At 60.0% G+C, this 17,560-nt stretch carries 18 protein-coding genes; 9 read left to right on the top strand and 9 right to left on the bottom strand.

Features of this window, described 5'->3' with window-relative positions:
• Window positions 1-85: 85 nt before the first annotated feature.
• A complete protein-coding gene (locus tag J2X43_RS13655) occupies window positions 86-763 on the top strand; it encodes a DUF1275 family protein (protein WP_310294656.1) in 678 nt (225 codons plus the stop codon).
• A gap of 68 nt (window positions 764-831) precedes the next feature.
• Window positions 832-3,288 carry a UvrD-helicase domain-containing protein gene (locus J2X43_RS13650; protein ID WP_310294654.1) on the top strand — a complete coding sequence of 819 codons (2,457 nt, stop codon included), beginning with the start codon at window positions 832-834 and terminating at the stop codon, window positions 3,286-3,288.
• Window positions 3,289-3,293: 5 nt separating this feature from the next.
• Here the strand turns inward: J2X43_RS13650 and J2X43_RS13645 are convergent, their stop codons facing one another.
• The 3 genes from J2X43_RS13645 to J2X43_RS13635 all read right to left on the bottom strand — a co-directional run bounded on the left by J2X43_RS13645 (window position 3,294) and on the right by J2X43_RS13635 (window position 5,393).
• Entirely contained in the window at window positions 3,294-4,055 is a 762-nt protein-coding gene (locus tag J2X43_RS13645) for a DUF5131 family protein (protein WP_310294652.1), read from the bottom strand.
• Window positions 4,055-4,906: a three-Cys-motif partner protein TcmP gene (tcmP, locus tag J2X43_RS13640; protein ID WP_310294651.1), complete on the bottom strand. Its 852-nt coding sequence runs from the start codon at window positions 4,904-4,906 to the stop codon at window positions 4,055-4,057. The genes J2X43_RS13645 and tcmP overlap by 1 nt, the downstream gene beginning before the upstream one ends.
• Window positions 4,907-5,045: 139 nt before the next feature.
• Window positions 5,046-5,393 (bottom strand): hypothetical protein, encoded by a 348-nt coding sequence (locus J2X43_RS13635; RefSeq protein ID WP_112387011.1) that lies wholly within the window; start codon window positions 5,391-5,393, stop codon window positions 5,046-5,048.
• 713 nt (window positions 5,394-6,106) lie between these two features.
• Between J2X43_RS13635 and J2X43_RS13630 the strand changes: the two genes are divergently transcribed.
• On the top strand, window positions 6,107-6,658 hold the full coding sequence (locus tag J2X43_RS13630; protein WP_310294650.1) for a hypothetical protein: 552 nt from the start codon (window positions 6,107-6,109) through the stop codon (window positions 6,656-6,658).
• 223 nt (window positions 6,659-6,881) lie between these two features.
• On the top strand, window positions 6,882-7,508 hold the full coding sequence (gene pncA, locus J2X43_RS13625) for a bifunctional nicotinamidase/pyrazinamidase (RefSeq protein ID WP_112387010.1): 627 nt from the start codon (window positions 6,882-6,884) through the stop codon (window positions 7,506-7,508).
• A gap of 3 nt (window positions 7,509-7,511) precedes the next feature.
• Here pncA and J2X43_RS13620 read toward each other — a convergent pair whose 3' ends face one another.
• Window positions 7,512-7,760, bottom strand: coding sequence for a DUF2164 domain-containing protein (locus J2X43_RS13620; protein WP_310294649.1), 249 nt, complete (start codon window positions 7,758-7,760; stop codon window positions 7,512-7,514).
• A 128-nt stretch (window positions 7,761-7,888) separates the two neighbouring features.
• Between J2X43_RS13620 and J2X43_RS13615 the strand changes: the two genes are divergently transcribed.
• Together J2X43_RS13615 and J2X43_RS13610 are read left to right on the top strand one after the other, a co-directional pair.
• Window positions 7,889-8,608 carry an AzlC family ABC transporter permease gene (locus tag J2X43_RS13615; protein WP_112387451.1) on the top strand — a complete coding sequence of 240 codons (720 nt, stop codon included), beginning with the start codon at window positions 7,889-7,891 and terminating at the stop codon, window positions 8,606-8,608.
• A 2-nt stretch (window positions 8,609-8,610) separates the two neighbouring features.
• Window positions 8,611-8,919 (top strand): AzlD family protein, encoded by a 309-nt coding sequence (locus J2X43_RS13610; protein ID WP_112387008.1) that lies wholly within the window; start codon window positions 8,611-8,613, stop codon window positions 8,917-8,919.
• A gap of 50 nt (window positions 8,920-8,969) precedes the next feature.
• Here J2X43_RS13610 and J2X43_RS13605 read toward each other — a convergent pair whose 3' ends face one another.
• A complete protein-coding gene (locus tag J2X43_RS13605; protein WP_310294648.1) occupies window positions 8,970-10,805 on the bottom strand; it encodes an aminopeptidase P family protein in 1,836 nt (611 codons plus the stop codon).
• Between the two features lie 278 nt (window positions 10,806-11,083).
• Here J2X43_RS13605 and J2X43_RS13600 point away from each other — a divergent pair, with 278 nt between their 5' ends.
• Window positions 11,084-11,257: a hypothetical protein gene (locus J2X43_RS13600; protein WP_310294647.1), complete on the top strand. Its 174-nt coding sequence runs from the start codon at window positions 11,084-11,086 to the stop codon at window positions 11,255-11,257.
• A 169-nt stretch (window positions 11,258-11,426) separates the two neighbouring features.
• Here J2X43_RS13600 and J2X43_RS13595 read toward each other — a convergent pair whose 3' ends face one another.
• The 3 genes from J2X43_RS13595 to J2X43_RS13585 are packed head-to-tail and all read right to left on the bottom strand — an operon-like array spanning window position 11,427 to window position 14,056.
• Window positions 11,427-12,305, bottom strand: a complete 879-nt coding sequence (locus tag J2X43_RS13595) for a 50S ribosomal protein L11 methyltransferase (RefSeq protein WP_310294645.1) — start codon at window positions 12,303-12,305, stop codon at window positions 11,427-11,429.
• 14 nt (window positions 12,306-12,319) lie between these two features.
• Window positions 12,320-13,444: an NAD(P)/FAD-dependent oxidoreductase gene (locus J2X43_RS13590; RefSeq protein WP_310294642.1), complete on the bottom strand. Its 1,125-nt coding sequence runs from the start codon at window positions 13,442-13,444 to the stop codon at window positions 12,320-12,322.
• Window positions 13,445-13,447: 3 nt separating this feature from the next.
• Window positions 13,448-14,056, bottom strand: a complete 609-nt coding sequence (locus J2X43_RS13585) for an SCO family protein (protein WP_310294640.1) — start codon at window positions 14,054-14,056, stop codon at window positions 13,448-13,450.
• Window positions 14,057-14,424: 368 nt separating this feature from the next.
• Here J2X43_RS13585 and J2X43_RS13580 point away from each other — a divergent pair, with 368 nt between their 5' ends.
• A complete protein-coding gene (locus J2X43_RS13580; protein WP_310294638.1) occupies window positions 14,425-16,389 on the top strand; it encodes a methyl-accepting chemotaxis protein in 1,965 nt (654 codons plus the stop codon).
• Window positions 16,389-16,859 (top strand): chemotaxis protein CheW, encoded by a 471-nt coding sequence (locus J2X43_RS13575; protein ID WP_112387003.1) that lies wholly within the window; start codon window positions 16,389-16,391, stop codon window positions 16,857-16,859. Before J2X43_RS13580 ends, J2X43_RS13575 begins: the two co-directional genes overlap by 1 nt.
• A gap of 161 nt (window positions 16,860-17,020) precedes the next feature.
• Here the strand turns inward: J2X43_RS13575 and J2X43_RS13570 are convergent, their stop codons facing one another.
• On the bottom strand, window positions 17,021-17,509 hold the full coding sequence (locus J2X43_RS13570; RefSeq protein ID WP_112387002.1) for a CreA family protein: 489 nt from the start codon (window positions 17,507-17,509) through the stop codon (window positions 17,021-17,023).
• Between the last annotated feature and the right edge of the window lie 51 nt (window positions 17,510-17,560).

The following is a 17,560-nucleotide window of genomic DNA, read 5'->3' as shown; positions in this document are numbered from 1 at the left end:
GGGAAATTTTACCGTTCACTTCTTTAGCGGCACCAGAATAGCGCAATAAAACCGGCGACACTCCTCCCCAGAATAAGGCAGAACCATGCGCCGCGCCCTTCCCTTCCTGCTGAGTTTCACCGGAGGCTATGTCGATACCGCGGGCTTCCTGGCACTCGGCGGATTGTTCACCGCCCACGTCACCGGCAACTTCGTGACGCTGGGCGCGGCGCTGATATCGGGGACATCGGGCATCATCGCCAAGCTTCTGGCGCTGCCGGTCTTCTGTCTGACGATCTTTCTGCTGCGTTATGTGACGCGCCTGACAGCCACAGTTGAAGACCGCAGCCTGCGGCTGATGCTGATCCTGAAGCTCCTGTTCCTGATCGCCGCCGCTGTCATGGCGATCCGCCTTGGCCCATTCGCCGATCCGGACGGCTTGCCGTTGGTGACAACAGGCATGTTGCTGGTGGTCGCCATGGCCATTCAGAATGCCGTGCACCGCATCCATCTAGCCAGCGCGCCGCCCACAACGCTGATGACCGGCACGACGACGCAGATGATGATCGATCTCGCCGACCTGGCACAGGGAACGCCCATTGACGCTGCTGCGCCGGTGAAAACCCGGCTGTCGAAGATGGCGCTCGCCGTCGCCTCCTTCGCGCTTGGCTGCGGACTGGCGGCACTGGCTTATGTCCTCGTGGGCATCTGGTGTTTCGCCCTTCCGCCGCTCCTGGCGCTGGTTTCGGTGACGCTGGCCTTCCAGTCACAGCAAACCCCATAAAAGCCTGGGGGTACGGAAGCAGAACATCTTTTCTGGTCTTTCGATACCGAATCACTACATTACGCGGCATGAGCAATAGTTTCGACGATATTCCCTTCTTCGACGAAGAGCCGCAGGCACCGCGCAAAGCGGTCCCCGCCGCGCAAGGCGGCGGCCTCGCGGCTCGCGCCATGGCGGCGCGAAATGGCGCAAACCAGAAGCCGGACTATCTCTCGGGCCTCAACCCGGAACAAACAGAAGCCGTCGAAACGCTTCAAGGCCCCGTCCTGGTGCTCGCCGGCGCCGGCACCGGCAAGACACGAGTGCTGACCACCCGCATCGCTCACATCTTGAACACCAACAGCGCCTTCCCCTCGCAGATCCTCGCCGTCACCTTCACCAACAAGGCAGCCCGCGAGATGAAGGAGCGTATCGCCCATCTGGTCGGCGGCGCCGTAGAGGGCATGCCCTGGCTCGGCACCTTCCACTCGATCGGTGTCAAGCTGCTGCGCCGCCATGCCGAGCTCGTCGGCCTGCGCGCCGATTTCACCATTCTCGATACCGACGACGTCGTGCGCCTCATCAAGCAGCTGATCCAGGCCGAAGGCTTGGACGACAAGCGCTGGCCGGCCAAGCAGTTCGCCGGGATGATCGACACCTGGAAGAACAAGGGCCTCAGCCCCGCCGATATTCCGGAAGGCGATGCCCGCGCCTTTGCCAATGGCCGCGGCCGCGAACTCTATTTCGCCTACCAGAACCGCCTTTCGACGCTGAACGCCTGCGATTTCGGCGACCTGCTGATGCATCCGATCCATATCTTCCGCAAGAACCCGGATCTGCTGAAGGAATATCACGGCCGCTTCCGCTACATCCTCGTCGACGAGTATCAGGATACCAACACCGCCCAATATATGTGGCTGCGGCTGCTGGCGCAGCGTCCCAAGGGCGAGCCGCAGAATGTCTGCTGCGTCGGTGACGACGACCAGTCGATCTACGGCTGGCGCGGCGCCGAAGTGGACAATATCCTGCGCTTCGAGAAGGATTTCCCGGGCGCCAAGGTCATCAAGCTGGAGCGCAACTACCGCTCGACCGCCCATATTCTGGGCGCTGCCGCCCACCTGATTACCCATAACGAGGGCCGCCTCGGCAAGACGCTGTTCACCGATCGCTCCGACCCTGACGACGTCAAGGTGCAGGTGCATGCCTCCTGGGACTCGGAAGAGGAAGCCCGCGCCATCGGCGAAGAGATCGAGCAGCTCCAGCGCGACAAGCACAATCTGAACGACATGGCGATCCTGGTGCGCGCCTCCTTCCAGATGCGCGAGTTCGAAGACCGCTTCGTGACGCTCGGTCTAAACTACCGCGTCATCGGCGGCCCGCGCTTCTACGAGCGCCTCGAAATCCGCGATGCGATGGCCTATTTCCGCCTCGTCGCGCAGCCTTCCGACGACCTGGCTTTCGAGCGCATCATCAACACGCCGAAGCGCGGCCTCGGCGACACCACGGTGCGCGCCCTTCACGACTATGCCCGCGCCCGCGACATCCCGATGCTGGCGGCAGCCGCCGATATCATCGAGACCGATGAGCTGAAACCCAAGGCCCGCAAGGCACTGTTCGACGTGATTCAATCGTTCCGCCGATGGCAGGAAATGCTTGAAAGAACTCCGCATACCGATCTCGCCGAGCAGATCCTCGAAGAGTCGGGCTACACCGACATGTGGAAGAACGACAAGAGTGCCGAAGCGCCCGGACGCCTCGACAACCTGAAGGAACTGATCCGCTCGATGGACAGTTTCGAATCGATGCGCGGCTTCCTCGAGCACGTTTCGCTGGTCATGGATGTCGAGCAGAACGAGAACCTCGACGCCGTCTCGATCATGACGCTGCACTCCGCCAAGGGTCTGGAATTCGAGACCGTCTTCCTGCCCGGCTGGGAGGAAGGCCTCTTCCCGCATCAGCGCTCGCTCGACGAAAGCGGCCGCGCCGGCCTCGAGGAAGAACGCCGCCTCGCCTATGTCGGCATCACCCGCGCCAAGCGCCGCTGCCACATCTGGTTCGTCTCCAACCGCCGCATCCACGGCCTCTGGCAATCGACGATCCCCTCGCGTTTCCTCGACGAATTGCCGGAAAGCCATGTCGAAGTCGCCGAAGTCGAGCAGAGCTACGGCGGTTATGGCCGCGGCGGCTATGGCCAGTCGCGCTTCGACAAGTCGGACCCTTTCTCCAATTCCTATTCGACACCCGGCTGGAAGCGCGCCCAGCAGAACAAGACCGAAGCCACCCGCGACAACTGGGGCAGCCGCTCCGGCCACGCCGTCGAGCGCATCGGCTATGGCGAAAGCGGCCCCAAGGGCCGCACCATCGAAGGCGAACTCGTCGCCAAATCGACCTCCGCCGAACCCTCAAAATTCCAGACCGGCGACCGCGTCTTCCACATCAAGTTCGGCAACGGCAACATCACCGGCATCGAGGGCAGCAAGCTGACGATCGATTTCGACCGGGCGGGGCAGAAGCGCGTGCTTGATGGGTTTGTAGAGCGGGTTTGAACCTTTTAAGTTGAGATCGCCGCCCGAGGCATCTCATCCCAAGTTTTGCCTTGATATTCCCGTCCAGCCTTCTTCTTATTCACACCTCCCCATTGCTTGAAGAAGAATGCCGTTTCGGAGTAATCGCAGGCTGCCTTGATTTCATCAATCCAGTCTACATCCATAGGGCGTGCACCAGGCCCAGACTCACCGCCGACAATAGCCCAATCAATATCATCTAATTTAACTGGACCCACGCTCTTCAAAAGTGGCTCGAATGAAACGAACCGGACGGCCGCCGGCGTCGCTCGAAGCTCATCGATTCTGAACGTGAAGTCGCTACCTTCTACGGAAGTTCCAAGCCATACATTTTCGAGAATGGGAAATTCGCCGGACGATAATATCCTTGCCATGTTGTCCGGTCTCTTCGTCAAGATCTGGAAGACATGCCAATGTGCATCGCTCATAGTCTCCCATACGCGACGGATGAAATCGACCGGAACCTTGTCCTGAAAAAGATCAGACATGGAATTAACAAATATCATGCGCGGCTTGCGCCAGGAAATTGGAGCCTCGACAACACGATCGTTCAACACGACTTTGCCTGTCCAAACCTGCCGCTTGCCACTCTTTCTTGTTGTCCCGCGGTAGCCGGCATGCCCCATAGCATCTAGTCGCGCCGCCATCCGCATTGCGTAGCAGTTAGTGCATCCGGGTGAGATTATGGTGCATCCCGAAACCGGATTCCATGTGGCATCAGTCCATTCGATATCAGATAGGCCCGCCATTACTTCCTCGTCATTATTTCGCGCGCAACCTTTTGAGCTAGTTCCTTCGCACGCTTGCCTGGATTAGAGCACGCGAAAAGCAGCGAATAGTGTGGCTGACCTCCTCTACCGAGCGGAAGCCAACTTTTAGCAACGCCGCCGCCAAAAATGCTCGCCATACATTCAATCATGAAGCGCGTCATTCCGTCAGCGCTGGCAATTTTCTCTAGTTCAACCGGCGCGTCTGCGAAGAAATCACCTTGAGAGGAAGTAGTTTTTGCTATCGCATGACTACGCCAATCGAACGGTCCGAACATGCTATCAATGGATCGCTCAGCTTCCTTTACGACTTGGCCGTTATTTTTAACCTGACGCGCGATCCCCAACCATGCCGGAAAAAGATACCACAGATCGACTTTTTCCGTTGCCGCGATAATCTCTAGTGTCTCCCATCGAACTTGGTTTCCAAATGGGTCCAAGAATATTAGCGCCCTATCACCTTTACCCAAACTCGAGCAAAAATCTCTGACGACATCGTTAGCATCACGTCCAACGATCTCAATGTGATCTTTAAGGTGCGAATAGTCGGCCGCTAGGGTCTGCAGTTCTTTGGTATTTTTGCGGCGGAGATCAGAAAACACGTAACGAGAAAATGGCACATCGACGCTAAGTGCGCGTCGCACAGAGCCAACAATTACTTCCTCAGCATCAATTATGCCCTCCAGCGTCGGCAAGCTGACTCCCAGTGGAATTTCGCCGGTCCCTGCGAACGCATCAAGATAATGCAACCTAAACGGTCTCTCCGGAGAGGGTTTGTTTCGCAAGACTTTTGTGTAGAAATTTGCGTAATTAAATACCGTATCGAGCTTCACCTTTGTATGCGTGCTACCAAAGGATCTTTGCACCACGTCTGCCCCTCCGTGAACAATAAAGGAACAAACTACACAGGATTAGCAATAACACAACCCTGAATTTAATAAGGATTCAAGCAGAGGTCTACGAAACCTAACCTCACCCCAACATCTGCATAGACCCCAGCCCAAGAATATCATTCAGCAGCGCGATCCCCATCCCCAGCGCCACGATCACCAGTCCGATCAGAAACAGCCGGCGTGAACGGTCGTATTTGGCGGCGATCAGCGAGTCGCGGGCGAGAAGGTCGGCGAAGACCTTGACCTGGATGGCGATGCCGATGGTCAGGAAGACCATTGGCACGATGTCGATGCGGCTCCAGTCGTTGGGGTTCGAGACCCAGCGGCCGATGAAGTTCAGTGAGAAGCCGAGGATGATCCCGGCCGCGGTCAGCGAACCGTTGCGGAACGTCGAATCGATCTTCTCCTCAGGGTCCGGCTCGGCCATCGCTCTCCTCCCGATGACGGTTATCGAAAGAAAGGCAGAAATGGCCGGGATCGGCAAGAGCCCGTCTGCAGGTGCCGCGCGCGACGAAGCTTAGGTGGCCCGGGCATCGGCGATGTCACCCTTTCGTGACTTCGTCCACGGCACCTCTTCCCGCATACTGCGCGCGGGCTGGCAAAGGAGGATGCAGATGAAACGCTACTCGCTGCCGATGATCGCCCTCGCGCTCCTGGCCGCCGTGCTCGGCAATCCGGGCATCGCCATGGCTTGCAACAAGATCATCGGAACTTGAGCCCTCGATGAGAACGAAGCGGAGGCGCGGGCCGGGGTTCGCGCCTTCATTGTTTTCGGCGAACGGAAACGAGCGCGCTGATTCTTCCGCCGCGCGGGAAGCGCAAAATCGCCCGACAATTTGCCGCAGCAGCACAAGCAGCGTCAAACAGCGCATTGCACCCGCTGGCTGCCGAGACGGCTGGCCATGCGCAACCGGCGGACGCCAATAGCACATGGATTCCGCCGCGGAAGACAAAAATTCAATAACGATTTCAATGAAATAAATACGGTAAACGAAAGATTAAACTGCGTCGCAGCCATCCGTCAATCGCAGTTATCCCCTGTCAAAACGTCGCTTTGACCACCTCCGCAAATCGGCTTAGCCCGGCTCCTGTCCGGCCATGAAGACCGGGCTTCACGAAGAACTCGCAAAGGAGGTTCCAGTGACCAGCGTTTCATCCTTGGGCAGCGCCCTCACCCAGTATCAGTCCCCGATTTCGAGCCTCGACAAGAACGGCGACGGCATTATCTCCGCCGACGAGCTTGCAGCGGCAAACATTTCCACCGGTGCTTCGACGACCGCCAACAGTACTGCGAAGGCGTCCTCCACCAGCAGTGATGACGACAGCGGTTCCACCACAGACGTCGTGCAGCGCATCACCGCCGATATCCTCAACATGATGCTGCAGATGCAGCAGCAGTCCGATAGCGGCGCCAGCGATGACGGCAGTGACACCAGCAGCGATGCAAGCGGCCCGCAGGGCATTCTCGCCTCGCTCGACGCCAATGGCGACGGCAAGCTGACGACAGACGAAATCCTCTCCGGCGATACGCAAGCCCTTTCAGGCAATGCCTCCGGCGGCGAAGACGATCAGTTCCTGACCAATATGCTGACCGATATCCAGAAATCGCAGCAGGCTTACCAGAGTACCTACGGCTCTTCGCCGGCCGCCGCTGATGCGGCAGACCATCAGGGCGAAATCCAGGCTATCTGACCCGTGCCGGGCTCCGCCGGGGGAGCCTTGCCGGGGAAGACGATTGTTTGAAGAAGGCCGCAGCATTTCACGGCGCCGTCAGATTGGCGGAACTGCTTAAAGTACCGCACCATCAATCGAAATACCCGAAAAATAGGGCTTGCATGCTGAGCGCCAGCCCCCCACTAATCGGTGGATACTCACGATCCCGATTGCGGACGGCACGCTTTGACGGAGTCCTTGCATGAGAGCTCTTCTGCTCGTCGATATCCAGAATGGCTTTTGTCCCGGCGGCAATCTTCCTGTTCCCGAAGGCGACAAGGTGGTGGCGGTCGCGAACCGCCTGATCGACAGCGGAAAATACCAGCTCATCGTTGCCTCGCAGGACTGGCATCCGCCAGGTCACGGCAGCTTCGCCTCCTCGCATCCGGGAAAGCAGCCCTTCGAGATGGGTGAACTCGCAGGCAAACCGCAGATGATGTGGCCCGATCACTGTGTCCAGTACACCGTCGATTCCGAGCTGCATCCGGAACTGAAGGCCGAAGAGATCGACCTCATCCAGCAGAAGGGCGAAGATCCGCGCGTCGACAGCTACTCCGCCTTCCGCGACAACGATCACGACGCCTCGACAGGCCTTTCCGATTTCCTTGAGGACCAGGGCGTCACCGATCTCGACGTCTGCGGCCTGGCGACCGACTACTGCGTCAAGTTCTCGGCCATCGATGCGCTGGACATGATCCCCGGCGTCCGGGTGCGCTTCATCGAAGATGCCAGCCGTGGCATCACGCCTGAGGGCGTCGCGACCGCAATCGCCGAGATGAAATTCCGCGGCATTGCCATCATCGACAGCCGCGACGTGCTCGAAGGCTGAGCCTCAGTCGGTCGCCGCCCGCTCCAGCCCGTAGATATCGTCGGCAAAATCCTCGGCGCGCTTGGCAAAGGCCGCATGCGCGTCCTGCAGCCCCTTCTTGTAATAGGCTGCCCCGACCTCCTTGACGAAGAAATCCATAACCAGCTCCGCCTTGATGATACCGATGGATTGATCGAGTTCGGCATCGAAGAAATGCTGGATACTCGCCATCAGCTGCGCCTTCTCATCCTTTGAAAACTCGATCGCGACCATCTGCTGTCTCCGTGGTTTGCAGCCCACCGTTCAGCGAAATCAATTGTCCAATCAAGGAAATTCGATTGCGGCAGCGGCCTTTGCCTCCTAGAGGAAGCCTATTCGAGAAAAAGGAAGCATGCATGCCGATGAGTCGATCGGAATTCGTTGATGGCTTGCGGGGCGGCTCTGCCGTGGCCCTTGCCTCCGCCCCCTTCGGCGCACTGTTCGGGGCGCTTGCCGCCGATCACGGCATGTCGCTGGCCGAGCTCACCTTCATGAGCGCCACGGTCTATGCCGGCGCCAGCCAGATGGTCGGCATCGAGCTTTTCGGCGGCAACGTCCCTGCCTGGGTCATCATCGCCTCGATCCTCGCCGTCAACTTCCGCCACGTTCTCTATTCGGCAGCGATCGCCAAGCACATCCGCCATTTCACGGCGCTGCAGAAATTCTTCACCTTCTTCCTGCTGGTCGATCCGCAGTTTGCCGAGACCGTCAAGCGCAGCGAATCCGGGAGGCAGGTCACCTTTGCATGGTACTTCGGCTTCGGCATCATCATCTACGTTCCCTGGGTGCTGATCAGCCTGCTCGGCGGCGTTCTCGGCAGCTTCATCGGCGATCCCAAGACACTCGGCCTCGATATCCTGCTGCCCGCCTATTTCCTCGGTATCGTTCTCGGTTTCCGCAGCCGCGACAACTTCCTGCCAGTCGCAGCCGTCAGCGCCGTCGCCTCGGTCATCGCCTATCACCTCGTCGGCTCGCCCTGGCATGTCAGCCTCGGTGCAGCAGCAGGAATCGTGCTCGCCGCCGTCCTGCCGCTTCCCGCCGTCCACCAGCCGGAACCGGCCAACGAACCGCACGAGGTCTGATCATGGAATTTGACCTTCACATGGTCCTGGTCATCATCGCCGCCGCCATCGCCACCTATGCGACGCGTATTGGCGGCTACGTGCTGATCACCACGATGAAGCGCATCCCGCCGCGCATGGAAGCCGCACTCAATGCCGTCCCGGCAGCGGTCCTGACCACGCTCGTCGCCCCCGCCTTCTTCGACGGCGGCTGGGATTCGAAGCTGGCACTCGCCGCCGCCCTCGTCATCGGCCTGCGCTATTCGCATATGTGGATGCTGGGCGTTGCCTGGGTCATCGTTATGGCCTGGCGCCACACGATCGGCATGTAATGAAAAAGGGCGGCCAAACCGCCCTTTCCTTTATCCGTTCCCTGAACCGCTCAATATTCCAGCGGCAGCGTCGCGTTCTCCAGCCACGCCTGGATATCCTTGTCATGGATCAGCGGCATCAGCGCCTCGCGGGTGCGGGCGTGGTAGTCGTTGAACCAGTGCAGCTCGTCATGGGTCAGCAGCTCAGGGATGACGATCGAGCGGTCGATCGGGCAGAAGGTCAGCGTCTCGAAGCTGCGCATCGGCGTATCGCCGCCCTCGACCTCCTCGGCCTCGCGCACATAGATCAGGTTCTCGATGCGGATCCCGAAACTGCCCGGCCGGTAGTAGCCGGGTTCGTTGGAGAGAATCATGCCGGGCAGCAGCTCCTGCGTCGAAAGCTTGGAGATGCGCTGCGGCCCCTCATGCACCGAAAGATAGGAACCGACGCCATGGCCGGTGCCATGGCCGAAATCGGCCCCTGCCCGCCAGAGCGCGATACGTGCCAGTGGATCGAGGTCGCAGCCGCGCGTCCCCTTCGGGAAGCGCGCCGTGCTGATCTGGATCATCCCCTTCAGCACCAGCGTGAAGAAGCGCTTGTGCTCCTCGGTGACGGCACCGATCCCGACAGTGCGGGTAATATCAGTCGTGCCGTTGATATATTGCGCCCCTGAGTCAATCAGGAACAGCTCGCCCGCCTGGATCGGCCGGTCGGTATCGACGGTAACGCGGTAATGCATGATCGCCGCGTGCTCACCGGCACCGGAGATCGTATCGAAGGACACATCCTTCAGAGGGTTCTGCATGCTCTGGCCAACGCTGGCGCGCACCGCCTCGAGCTTTTCGGCCGCCTGGATCTCGGTAATACCGCCGGGCTTCTGCGTCGAAAGCCAGTAGAGGAACTCGACCATGGCAGCACCATCCTGCAGATGGGCGGCAGCCGAGCCATTGATCTCGACATCGTTCTTGATGGCCCGCGGCAGCTTGGCGGGATCGGCGCCCTCTACCACTTCGCCGCCTGCCTTGCGGATGATCTCGGCCAGCGCATAGGAGGCGATCTCGGGGTCGATCATCACCCGGCCACCATCCTCGGACACGGCAGCCAGCCGTTCATCCAGTGAAGACGGCGGCAGCTGGGTGGAAATCTGCGCCAGATAGGCTTCCTGCTCGATACCGGTCTTGCGCTTGTCGAGGAAAAGCTCGGCTTTGCCGTCGGCATGGATGATGGCGCGCGCCAGCGGATGCGGCGTATGCGGCACGTCGGCGCCGCGGATATTGAAGATCCAGGCGATCGACGACGGATCGGCGATCAGCACCGCCGCCACCTTCTTCTTCGCAAGGTCGGCGGCAACGGTGGCGATCTTGTCGCGCGCCAGCACGCCGGCCTGCGCAATATTCTGGATCGCCACGGCGCCGAGCGGTTCGGCGGGGCGGTCGCTCCAGAGCTTGTCGAGCGGATTGTGCGGCAGAAACACCAGACTTCCGCCGATCTCGGCGAGCGCCTGCTGCAGCTTTCGGACTTCCGAACCGGAATGCAGCCACGGATCGATGCCGAGGCGCATGCCTTCCTTGCCGTTCTTCGGCAACCAAAGATGCGGCGGCTCGTTGACCAGATCACCGCCGGCGAAGACCGAACCGTCCACCTGCTCGGCAAGCTGCGTCACGTAACGGCCATCGACAAAGACGACGGCCTGAGTGCGGGCGATCAGCGCGATACCGGCCGAACCGGTGAAGCCGGTCAGCCATGACAGCCGCTCGGCGCATTTCGGCACATATTCGCCGTTGAACTCGTCGCCGCGCGGCACGAGGAAGCCATCAATCCCGAGCGCATCGAAACTTTCACGCAAGGCGCTGACGCGATCGCGGCCGAATTGCGGCGTGGAGGTCACTTCGAAAGATTGAAACATGCTGAAAACCCAATGCTGAAGGCCGAATCCGCTCAGAGCGGTTGGCGCTATGTTACCGGAATTCCTAGGGAAGTGGAGAAAAACAAGATCACCTCCCCTTAAGGCAAGCCGCCCATTATTTTGGCAGAAATGTGACACGAAAAACGAAACTGGCACGCTTTATGCATTCCATGCATGGCTCCCATGACGCAAACCCTCTGCCAGAGTTTTTTCGGATGGTTATATAGGGCGCATCAAACGGGTTCGAGATGAACCTCAAACGAAAAAGGAATTATGAAATGACTGCCTCTCTGTCGCGCTTCGCTTACAGCAGCCCGGTGCAGGCTGGCGAGCGCCAGACTGTCCGTCACGTCATCGGCGCGCGCCGCCCGCTCAATGAGGATAGCCTCAAGATGCTCGGCACCAGCCACAAGTCTACGCGCCACAAGGGCGCACCCAGCTACGCGTTCTGAGCTATTTGCCGCTTCGTCTCTCCTCCTCCCTCGACGGACCGGCAATCAGAACTGTAGAGCCCACTCGAGCGCTCCTCCTCCTTAGCTCGTGGGCACGACCGTTTGACGGTCAAAAGGCGGTGCCACTGGCACCGCCTTTTCTTTTTCCCGGTATTGCTTTTCCCTGACCTTACGGACGATCGAGATGGATCGTCACCCAGCCGTTGCGCCAGATGGTGCGCACATGGCGAAGCTTCTGGCCGTTATAGGCCGACAGCACCTTCCAGCGCTGCGATGCCAGAATGCCAGACAGGATCACCGTACCGCCGGCCGCCAGATTGTCGGTCAGCTTCGGCGCCATGCGGATCAGCGGCCGTGCCAGAATATTGGCGATGATCAGGTCGAAAGGTCCGTATTCGGAAAAGGCCGTCGAATGGAAGCCCGGCGCCGTCTTGGTGACGATGCCGTTGGCAATGCCGTTGGTGCGCACGTTCTCCGCGGCAACGCGCGTGGCGATCGGATCGATATCGGTCGCAAGAACCGGAATGTTCTTCAGCTTGCGCACGGCAATTGCCAGCACGCCGCTGCCGGTGCCGAGATCGAGCGCGTTCCGGATGGTGCGCGAGCGCATCACGCTGTCGATGACTTCGAGGCACCCCGCCGTCGTCCCGTGATGGCCGGTGCCGAAGGCCTGGCCGGCATCGATCTCGATGCCGATATCGCCGGAGCGCACCTTTTCGCGGTCGTGCGAGCCGTGCACCAGGAAGCGCCCTGCCCGGACAGGCTTCAGACCTTCCAGCGACTTCGCCACCCAATCGACATCCGGGATCACCTCGCGCTCGATGGAAAGTTCGGGATAGGCAGCCGCCAGCGCCTCGCCGACGCGCTGCCGCACCTCGTCCTCGTCCTCGCGCATCATGTAGACGGAAGCTTCCCAGATGTCCTTCTTCTCGTCGATCTCGGTCGTCGCAATGGCGAAATCCTCTTCGCCGAAAACTTCGCTCAGGAGGTCGAGAACCTGCTCGGCCTGCTTCTCGGTGGTCGAGACGTAGAGGCGGATTTCACTCACGAATTCGTCTTTCTTTATTTGGCGCCGTCGATCCAGGGCGGAGGCGGCGTATCGTAACCTGCAATGCCGCGCAGAAGGCGGTCTGCAACGAATGGGATGCGGACGGCGATCGGCATCAGCGCGTTTCGCAGTCCTGTCACCACCGGATTACGCATCGTCACCAGCGACGTCAAACCATAGGTTTGCTTCAGCACCGTTTTCACCGCGGGAAGGCGCAGCCCGGAATACTCCTGCTCGCGCCCTTCGGAGATCAGATAGGCAAGCCAGCAGGCATCCTCGATACCGAGATTCATGCCCCGCGCCCCGGCGGGCGAATGAATATGCGCCGCATCACCCGCGAGAAAGATGTTGCCCGATGACATGCGCTCGACATGGCGGAAATGGATGCGGAAATTCGAAACCCAGACGGCCTGGCCTCCCGCAACCGGATGCCGGATCCGCTTTTCGAAATCCGAAAGCGTCGAGAGATAGCGCACCGTATCCGAAGACACCGGCAAACGGCCGATCATGCCCGGATTGAACAGATCGATTTCGACATAATGCGGATCGATCGGCTCAGGATAGCGGAAGTCGGCAATGTAGAAGCTCTCTTCCAGTGCCTGTCCCGGAAAGCCAAGCCCGGCCCCCTTGCGCACCGCCGAATGCGCTCCGTCGGCGCCGATCAATATATCGGGAGTTAGCTCTTCCGCCGAACCATCGGGACGCCGAAGCACGACATGCGTGCCGCCCGTATTTTCAACGCGCTCCAGCACCGTCTGCCATTCCGGCACCACTTCATAGTCGGAGAGCTTGCTGAGCAGTAGCCGCTCGGTCTGCCCCTGCGCCAGCATCTGGATGGCAGGGAATCGTCCGGTAACCCGGCCGGGATCGAGTTCGAAGAGCAGCTTGCCGCCGGAGCGGGCCCGAAACCGGTCGATGCGGTACGCATCCTGCAACACGACATCGCTCACCCGGGAGGGCGAAAGCAGCGTCAGCGTCCGGGCATTGATACCAAGCGCCCGGCTTTCCACCATCGGCACCGGCCCCTCATCGCTGTCGATGATGCGCGGCCGGTGACCCCGCCGCACAAGTTCCAATGCTGCCGTAAGCCCGGTGGCACCTGCCCCGGCAATCAGAATGTCACGATGTCCCCCCGGCATGTGTCACCCCTTGGTCACCAGGTTCTCCAGCTTCTTTACAGCCGTATCGGGATTTTCGCCATAGGCGATGGTTCCGGCAAAGCGGCCCTGTGCGTCGAGCAGGAAGACTGACGCGGTATGGTCCATCGTATAGTCACCACCAGGATTGTTCTCATCGACTGGAACCTTCTTGGCGTAAACGCGAAAACCCTTGACGACATCGGCGATCTTGTCCGGCGCGCCAGAGATGCCGGTGATGCGCTTCGAGACGTTCGAGACATATTGGTTCATGATCTCCGGCGTATCACGCTCCGGATCGACGGTAACGAAATAGGCGTTCAGCTTGTCACCTGCCGGATCAACCTTCTCCATCCAGCCATTGAGCTCGAACAGCGTCGTCGGGCAGACCTCCGGGCAATGGGTAAAGCCGAAGAACAGTGCGCTCGGCTTGCCGCGCAGCGCCTGCTCGGTGATCGGCTTGCCGTCCTGCGCCACCAGCGTGAACGGCACGCCATAGGGACCCTCGGCCGCCAGCGGCAGGTCCTTGGTCTTGGTAATATTGAGCGTCAACCAGCCCAACACACCGGCAACGAGCAGCACGGCAATCCAAACGGCAATACGAAAATTCTTCATCATCCAACCCCTAGCGGCGCCAAAGCGCCCATCGACAGCGGGATATAACCTCCCGCCTGTCCACGCAATTCAACAACCCGTTTTCTTACCCGTGATTAATTGCCTCACCTTGCAAGATCCGAAATGTTGAAAACCGGGAAGGCAGGTTTCTTAAATTGCATATCCTGCAAGCATTTAGATGGTATTTCTGTATCACTTCCAAGAAATACATCGTTATCGAACGCTTAATTTCTGAAAGCTATATTTGACACTGCGTCCGGCGCTATTGGTGCCGTACTGACATGATGTCTGCGCGGGCGGAAAGCTCCAGCGATCGCATAGTGAAAACCGTATTTTATCCGGCGTTTTCAGGCGGGGGACATCATTTCATGAGCAGCAATACCATACGCAAGACTTTCTCCGTCAGCCAAAGGCTGTGGACACTCGCCGGCGCGGCACTCATCGGCTTCGGATCGATGGTCGCCGTTGGCTGGTATGAAAATATCCGGATCGACCGCGCCCTCAATCGTGCGAACGACATTCAACTGAGTGTCGATCGCATCAACGAGATGCGCATGGCCAACCTGACATTGGTCCTTGCCGCCATGGACACGATTGTTGACCGCGGCGACAAGAAGGTCGATCCGGCCCGCCTTACTTCAATGTCGAAATCGATCGAACAGCTGAAGAACGGATCGAAGGAAATGGCGCTCCTCGCCGACGAGCTCAAGGCCGGCAGCCTGGTCGCCAGCTATGACGCTGACGTCGCAGCCCTGCAGAAGGCGATCCTCGTCGATCTGAAGGCCGCCGTTGAAGCGGGTGCAGCAGACGATGCCTTCGACAAGCTGGACGATGCGATTGATGGCGGCGGCGAGAAGCTGACGGCGACACTCGACAAGCTTGCACAGGATGGCAGCGCGGTCGCACAGCAGCGGATCGACCAGGCCAACGAGATATCGGCCGGCGCGCTCTGGATCCAGATCGGTCTCGGCGCCTTTGCCATTCTGTCCATGTCCCTTCTCCAGTACATTCACGGCGGTTCCATCCGCAACGGCATCGAAGCCGTTCGCTCAAGCATGGCGCGGATCATGCAGGGCGATCTCTCCAGCGAAGTTCCGGCGACGGAGCGCGGCGACGAGATCGGCGAAATGGCCCGTGCGGCCGAGAGCTTCCGTCAGTCGGCAATCGACAAGCGCAATCTCGAAAGCCAGACGGAGACCGAGCGTCGGAAGAGCGATACGGAACGCCGCGAACGCGAAGCCCTGAAGCTTGCCGACACCGAGGCGCTGAACAGCGCGGTCAACGCTCTCGGCCAGGGTCTGAACCGCCTTGCCGGCGGCGACGTCACGACGACGATCGATCAGCCGTTCAAGGCCGAGCTCGAACGCCTGCGTAGCGACTTCAACCAGACGACCATCAACCTGCGCCGGGCGATGTCCGATATCACCTCCAACAGCAGCTCTATCCAGGCAAACAGCCGCCAGATGAGCTCTGCCGCCGACGACCTTGCAAAGCGCACCGAGCAGCAGGCAGCCTCGCTGGAGCAGACATCCGCCGCGCTCGACGAAATCACGGCAACCGTGCGCAGCGCCACCAGCCGCGCTGAAGAAGTTGGCCACATGGTCGCGCATACGCGCCAGAACACCGAAAAGTCGGATCTGGTCGTCACCCAGGCCATGGCCGCCATGGAACGCATTGAAGGCGCCTCGCGCGAAATCGGCCAGATCATCAACGTCATCGACGAGATCGCCTTCCAGACCAACCTTCTGGCGCTGAATGCCGGTGTCGAAGCGGCGCGTGCCGGTGAAGCCGGCAAGGGCTTTGCGGTCGTCGCCCAGGAAGTCCGCGAACTCGCCGGACGCGCTGCAGGTGCCGCCAAGGACATCAAGGCGCTGATCACCAAGTCAGGCGCCGAAGTGAAGACCGGCGGCGAGCTGGTGACGGCCGCAGGCGAGGCTTTGCGGCAGATCGGCGAAGATGTTTTGCGGATCGATGAACATGTTAAATCAATCGTAACCTCTGCACGCGAACAATCCACCGGACTGCACGAGATCAATACAGCCATCAGCCAGATGGACCAGATGACGCAGAAGAATGCGGCAATGGTCGAGGAAACGAACGCTGCGAGCCACACGCTCGCCTCGGACGCCGACAATCTGATCAGGCTGGTTGGACAGTTCCAGATCGGCGAAGGCATGAATGCCCGTTCCACGCCGCGAGAAGCATCCGCCGCCTCGCATCCTAAACCTTCACCCGCACGGAGCTTGATCGGCAAGGTCGCGGGCGCATTCAGTGGCGGCGCCGCCGCCAGAGCCATGGCCGCTCCGGCCGGAGACAATTGGGAAGAATTTTGATGACCAACGCCATTATCACACAGGCCGGTTCCCACCTGGAAATCGTCTCGTTCCATCTCGGTGAGCAGGAATTCTGCATCGACATCATGGCGATTCGCGAAATCCGCGGCTGGGCGCCAGTAACCCCGATGCCGCATACGCCGCCCTACGTTCTCGGCCTCATCAACCTTCGCGGTGCGGTGATACCGGTCATCGACATGGCCTGCCGCCTCGGCATGAAGATGACCGAGCCGTCCGAGCGCTCCGCCATCATCGTCACCGACATCGCCGGCAAGCTGGTCGGCCTTCTGGTCGAGCAGGTTTCCGACATGATGACCATCAAGAGCGAAGACCTGCAGCCGGCGCCGGAGATCATCCCCGAACAGCAGCGCGCCTTCTGCCGCGGCATCGTCGCGCTGGAAAAGACCATGGTCTGCTTCCTCAACCTCGACACCGTCATCGCCGACGAACTGGCGCGCGAAGCCGCCTGATTGGCAATGCCGATATCGAAAGGCCCGGTCGCAAGCCGGGCCTTTTTTCGTTGGGCGTTTCACTCGCTCGGCGTCATCCTCGGCCTTGTGCCGAGGATCCAACAAACCCCTTCGTCAACCGTCGCAGATGCTCGGGACAAGCCCGAGCATGACGGAGTACGTTACTGCGGCTTGCCGTTCTTCCAGACCGGGTTCTGCCCATAGAGCGGCACGGTCGAGATCGACATCTTCGCAGAGCCATCCGTCAGCTCGCGTGAATGAGCGAGATAGATCAGCGTGTCGTTGGTCTTGTCGTAGATGCGGTTGACGACCAGCTTCTTCCAGATCAGCGACATGCCCGCCTTGAACACCTCGTCGCCATCCTTCGACAGGTTGATGTCGCCGATCTCGATCGGCCCCGTCTGGCGGCAGGAAATCGAGTTGTTGGACGGGTCCTCGAACCAGTTGCCGTTCTTCACCCGGTCTATCAGGCTGCGGTCGAAATAGGTGACATGGCAGGTGACGCCCTTCACCTCAGGATCGGGAATGGCATCGACGATGATATCGTTGCCGATCCAGTCGACCCCGACCTTGCCGACCACTTCGGCAGAAGCCGCACCCGCACAAAGCGTGGCGGCTGAGGCAGCGGCAAGAACGATCTTACGAAACATGGATGGAAGCTCCCTGGTTGGCCCGCTTTGTAGATAAGCAGCACGAGGGAC

This window comes from Rhizobium sp. BE258 (genome assembly GCF_031457345.1).
Classification (GTDB): domain Bacteria; phylum Pseudomonadota; class Alphaproteobacteria; order Rhizobiales; family Rhizobiaceae; genus Rhizobium.
The sequence above is the reverse complement of the archived record's forward strand: the minus strand, read 5'-3'. Positions and strand labels throughout refer to the sequence as shown.

Bases quoted from the DNA above. Each gene is read 5' to 3' on its own strand.
- J2X43_RS13620 (WP_310294649.1), bottom strand. From the start codon at position 7,760: ATGGTCGCGATCGAGTTTTCAAAGGATGAGAAGGCGCAGCTGATGGCG.
- J2X43_RS13650 (WP_310294654.1), top strand. From the start codon at position 832: ATGAGCAATAGTTTCGACGATATTCCCTTCTTCGACGAAGAGCCGCAG.
- J2X43_RS13570 (WP_112387002.1), bottom strand. From the start codon at position 17,509: ATGTTTCGTAAGATCGTTCTTGCCGCTGCCTCAGCCGCCACGCTTTGT.
- J2X43_RS13615 (WP_112387451.1), top strand. From the start codon at position 7,889: ATGAGTCGATCGGAATTCGTTGATGGCTTGCGGGGCGGCTCTGCCGTG.
- J2X43_RS13575 (WP_112387003.1), top strand. From the start codon at position 16,389: ATGACCAACGCCATTATCACACAGGCCGGTTCCCACCTGGAAATCGTC.
- J2X43_RS13600 (WP_310294647.1), top strand. From the start codon at position 11,084: ATGACTGCCTCTCTGTCGCGCTTCGCTTACAGCAGCCCGGTGCAGGCT.
- J2X43_RS13635 (WP_112387011.1), bottom strand. From the start codon at position 5,393: ATGGCCGAGCCGGACCCTGAGGAGAAGATCGATTCGACGTTCCGCAAC.
- pncA (WP_112387010.1), top strand. From the start codon at position 6,882: ATGAGAGCTCTTCTGCTCGTCGATATCCAGAATGGCTTTTGTCCCGGC.
- J2X43_RS13655 (WP_310294656.1), top strand. From the start codon at position 86: ATGCGCCGCGCCCTTCCCTTCCTGCTGAGTTTCACCGGAGGCTATGTC.
- J2X43_RS13590 (WP_310294642.1), bottom strand. From the start codon at position 13,444: ATGCCGGGGGGACATCGTGACATTCTGATTGCCGGGGCAGGTGCCACC.
- J2X43_RS13585 (WP_310294640.1), bottom strand. From the start codon at position 14,056: ATGAAGAATTTTCGTATTGCCGTTTGGATTGCCGTGCTGCTCGTTGCC.
- J2X43_RS13645 (WP_310294652.1), bottom strand. From the start codon at position 4,055: ATGGCGGGCCTATCTGATATCGAATGGACTGATGCCACATGGAATCCG.
- J2X43_RS13605 (WP_310294648.1), bottom strand. From the start codon at position 10,805: ATGTTTCAATCTTTCGAAGTGACCTCCACGCCGCAATTCGGCCGCGAT.
- J2X43_RS13610 (WP_112387008.1), top strand. From the start codon at position 8,611: ATGGAATTTGACCTTCACATGGTCCTGGTCATCATCGCCGCCGCCATC.
- J2X43_RS13580 (WP_310294638.1), top strand. From the start codon at position 14,425: ATGAGCAGCAATACCATACGCAAGACTTTCTCCGTCAGCCAAAGGCTG.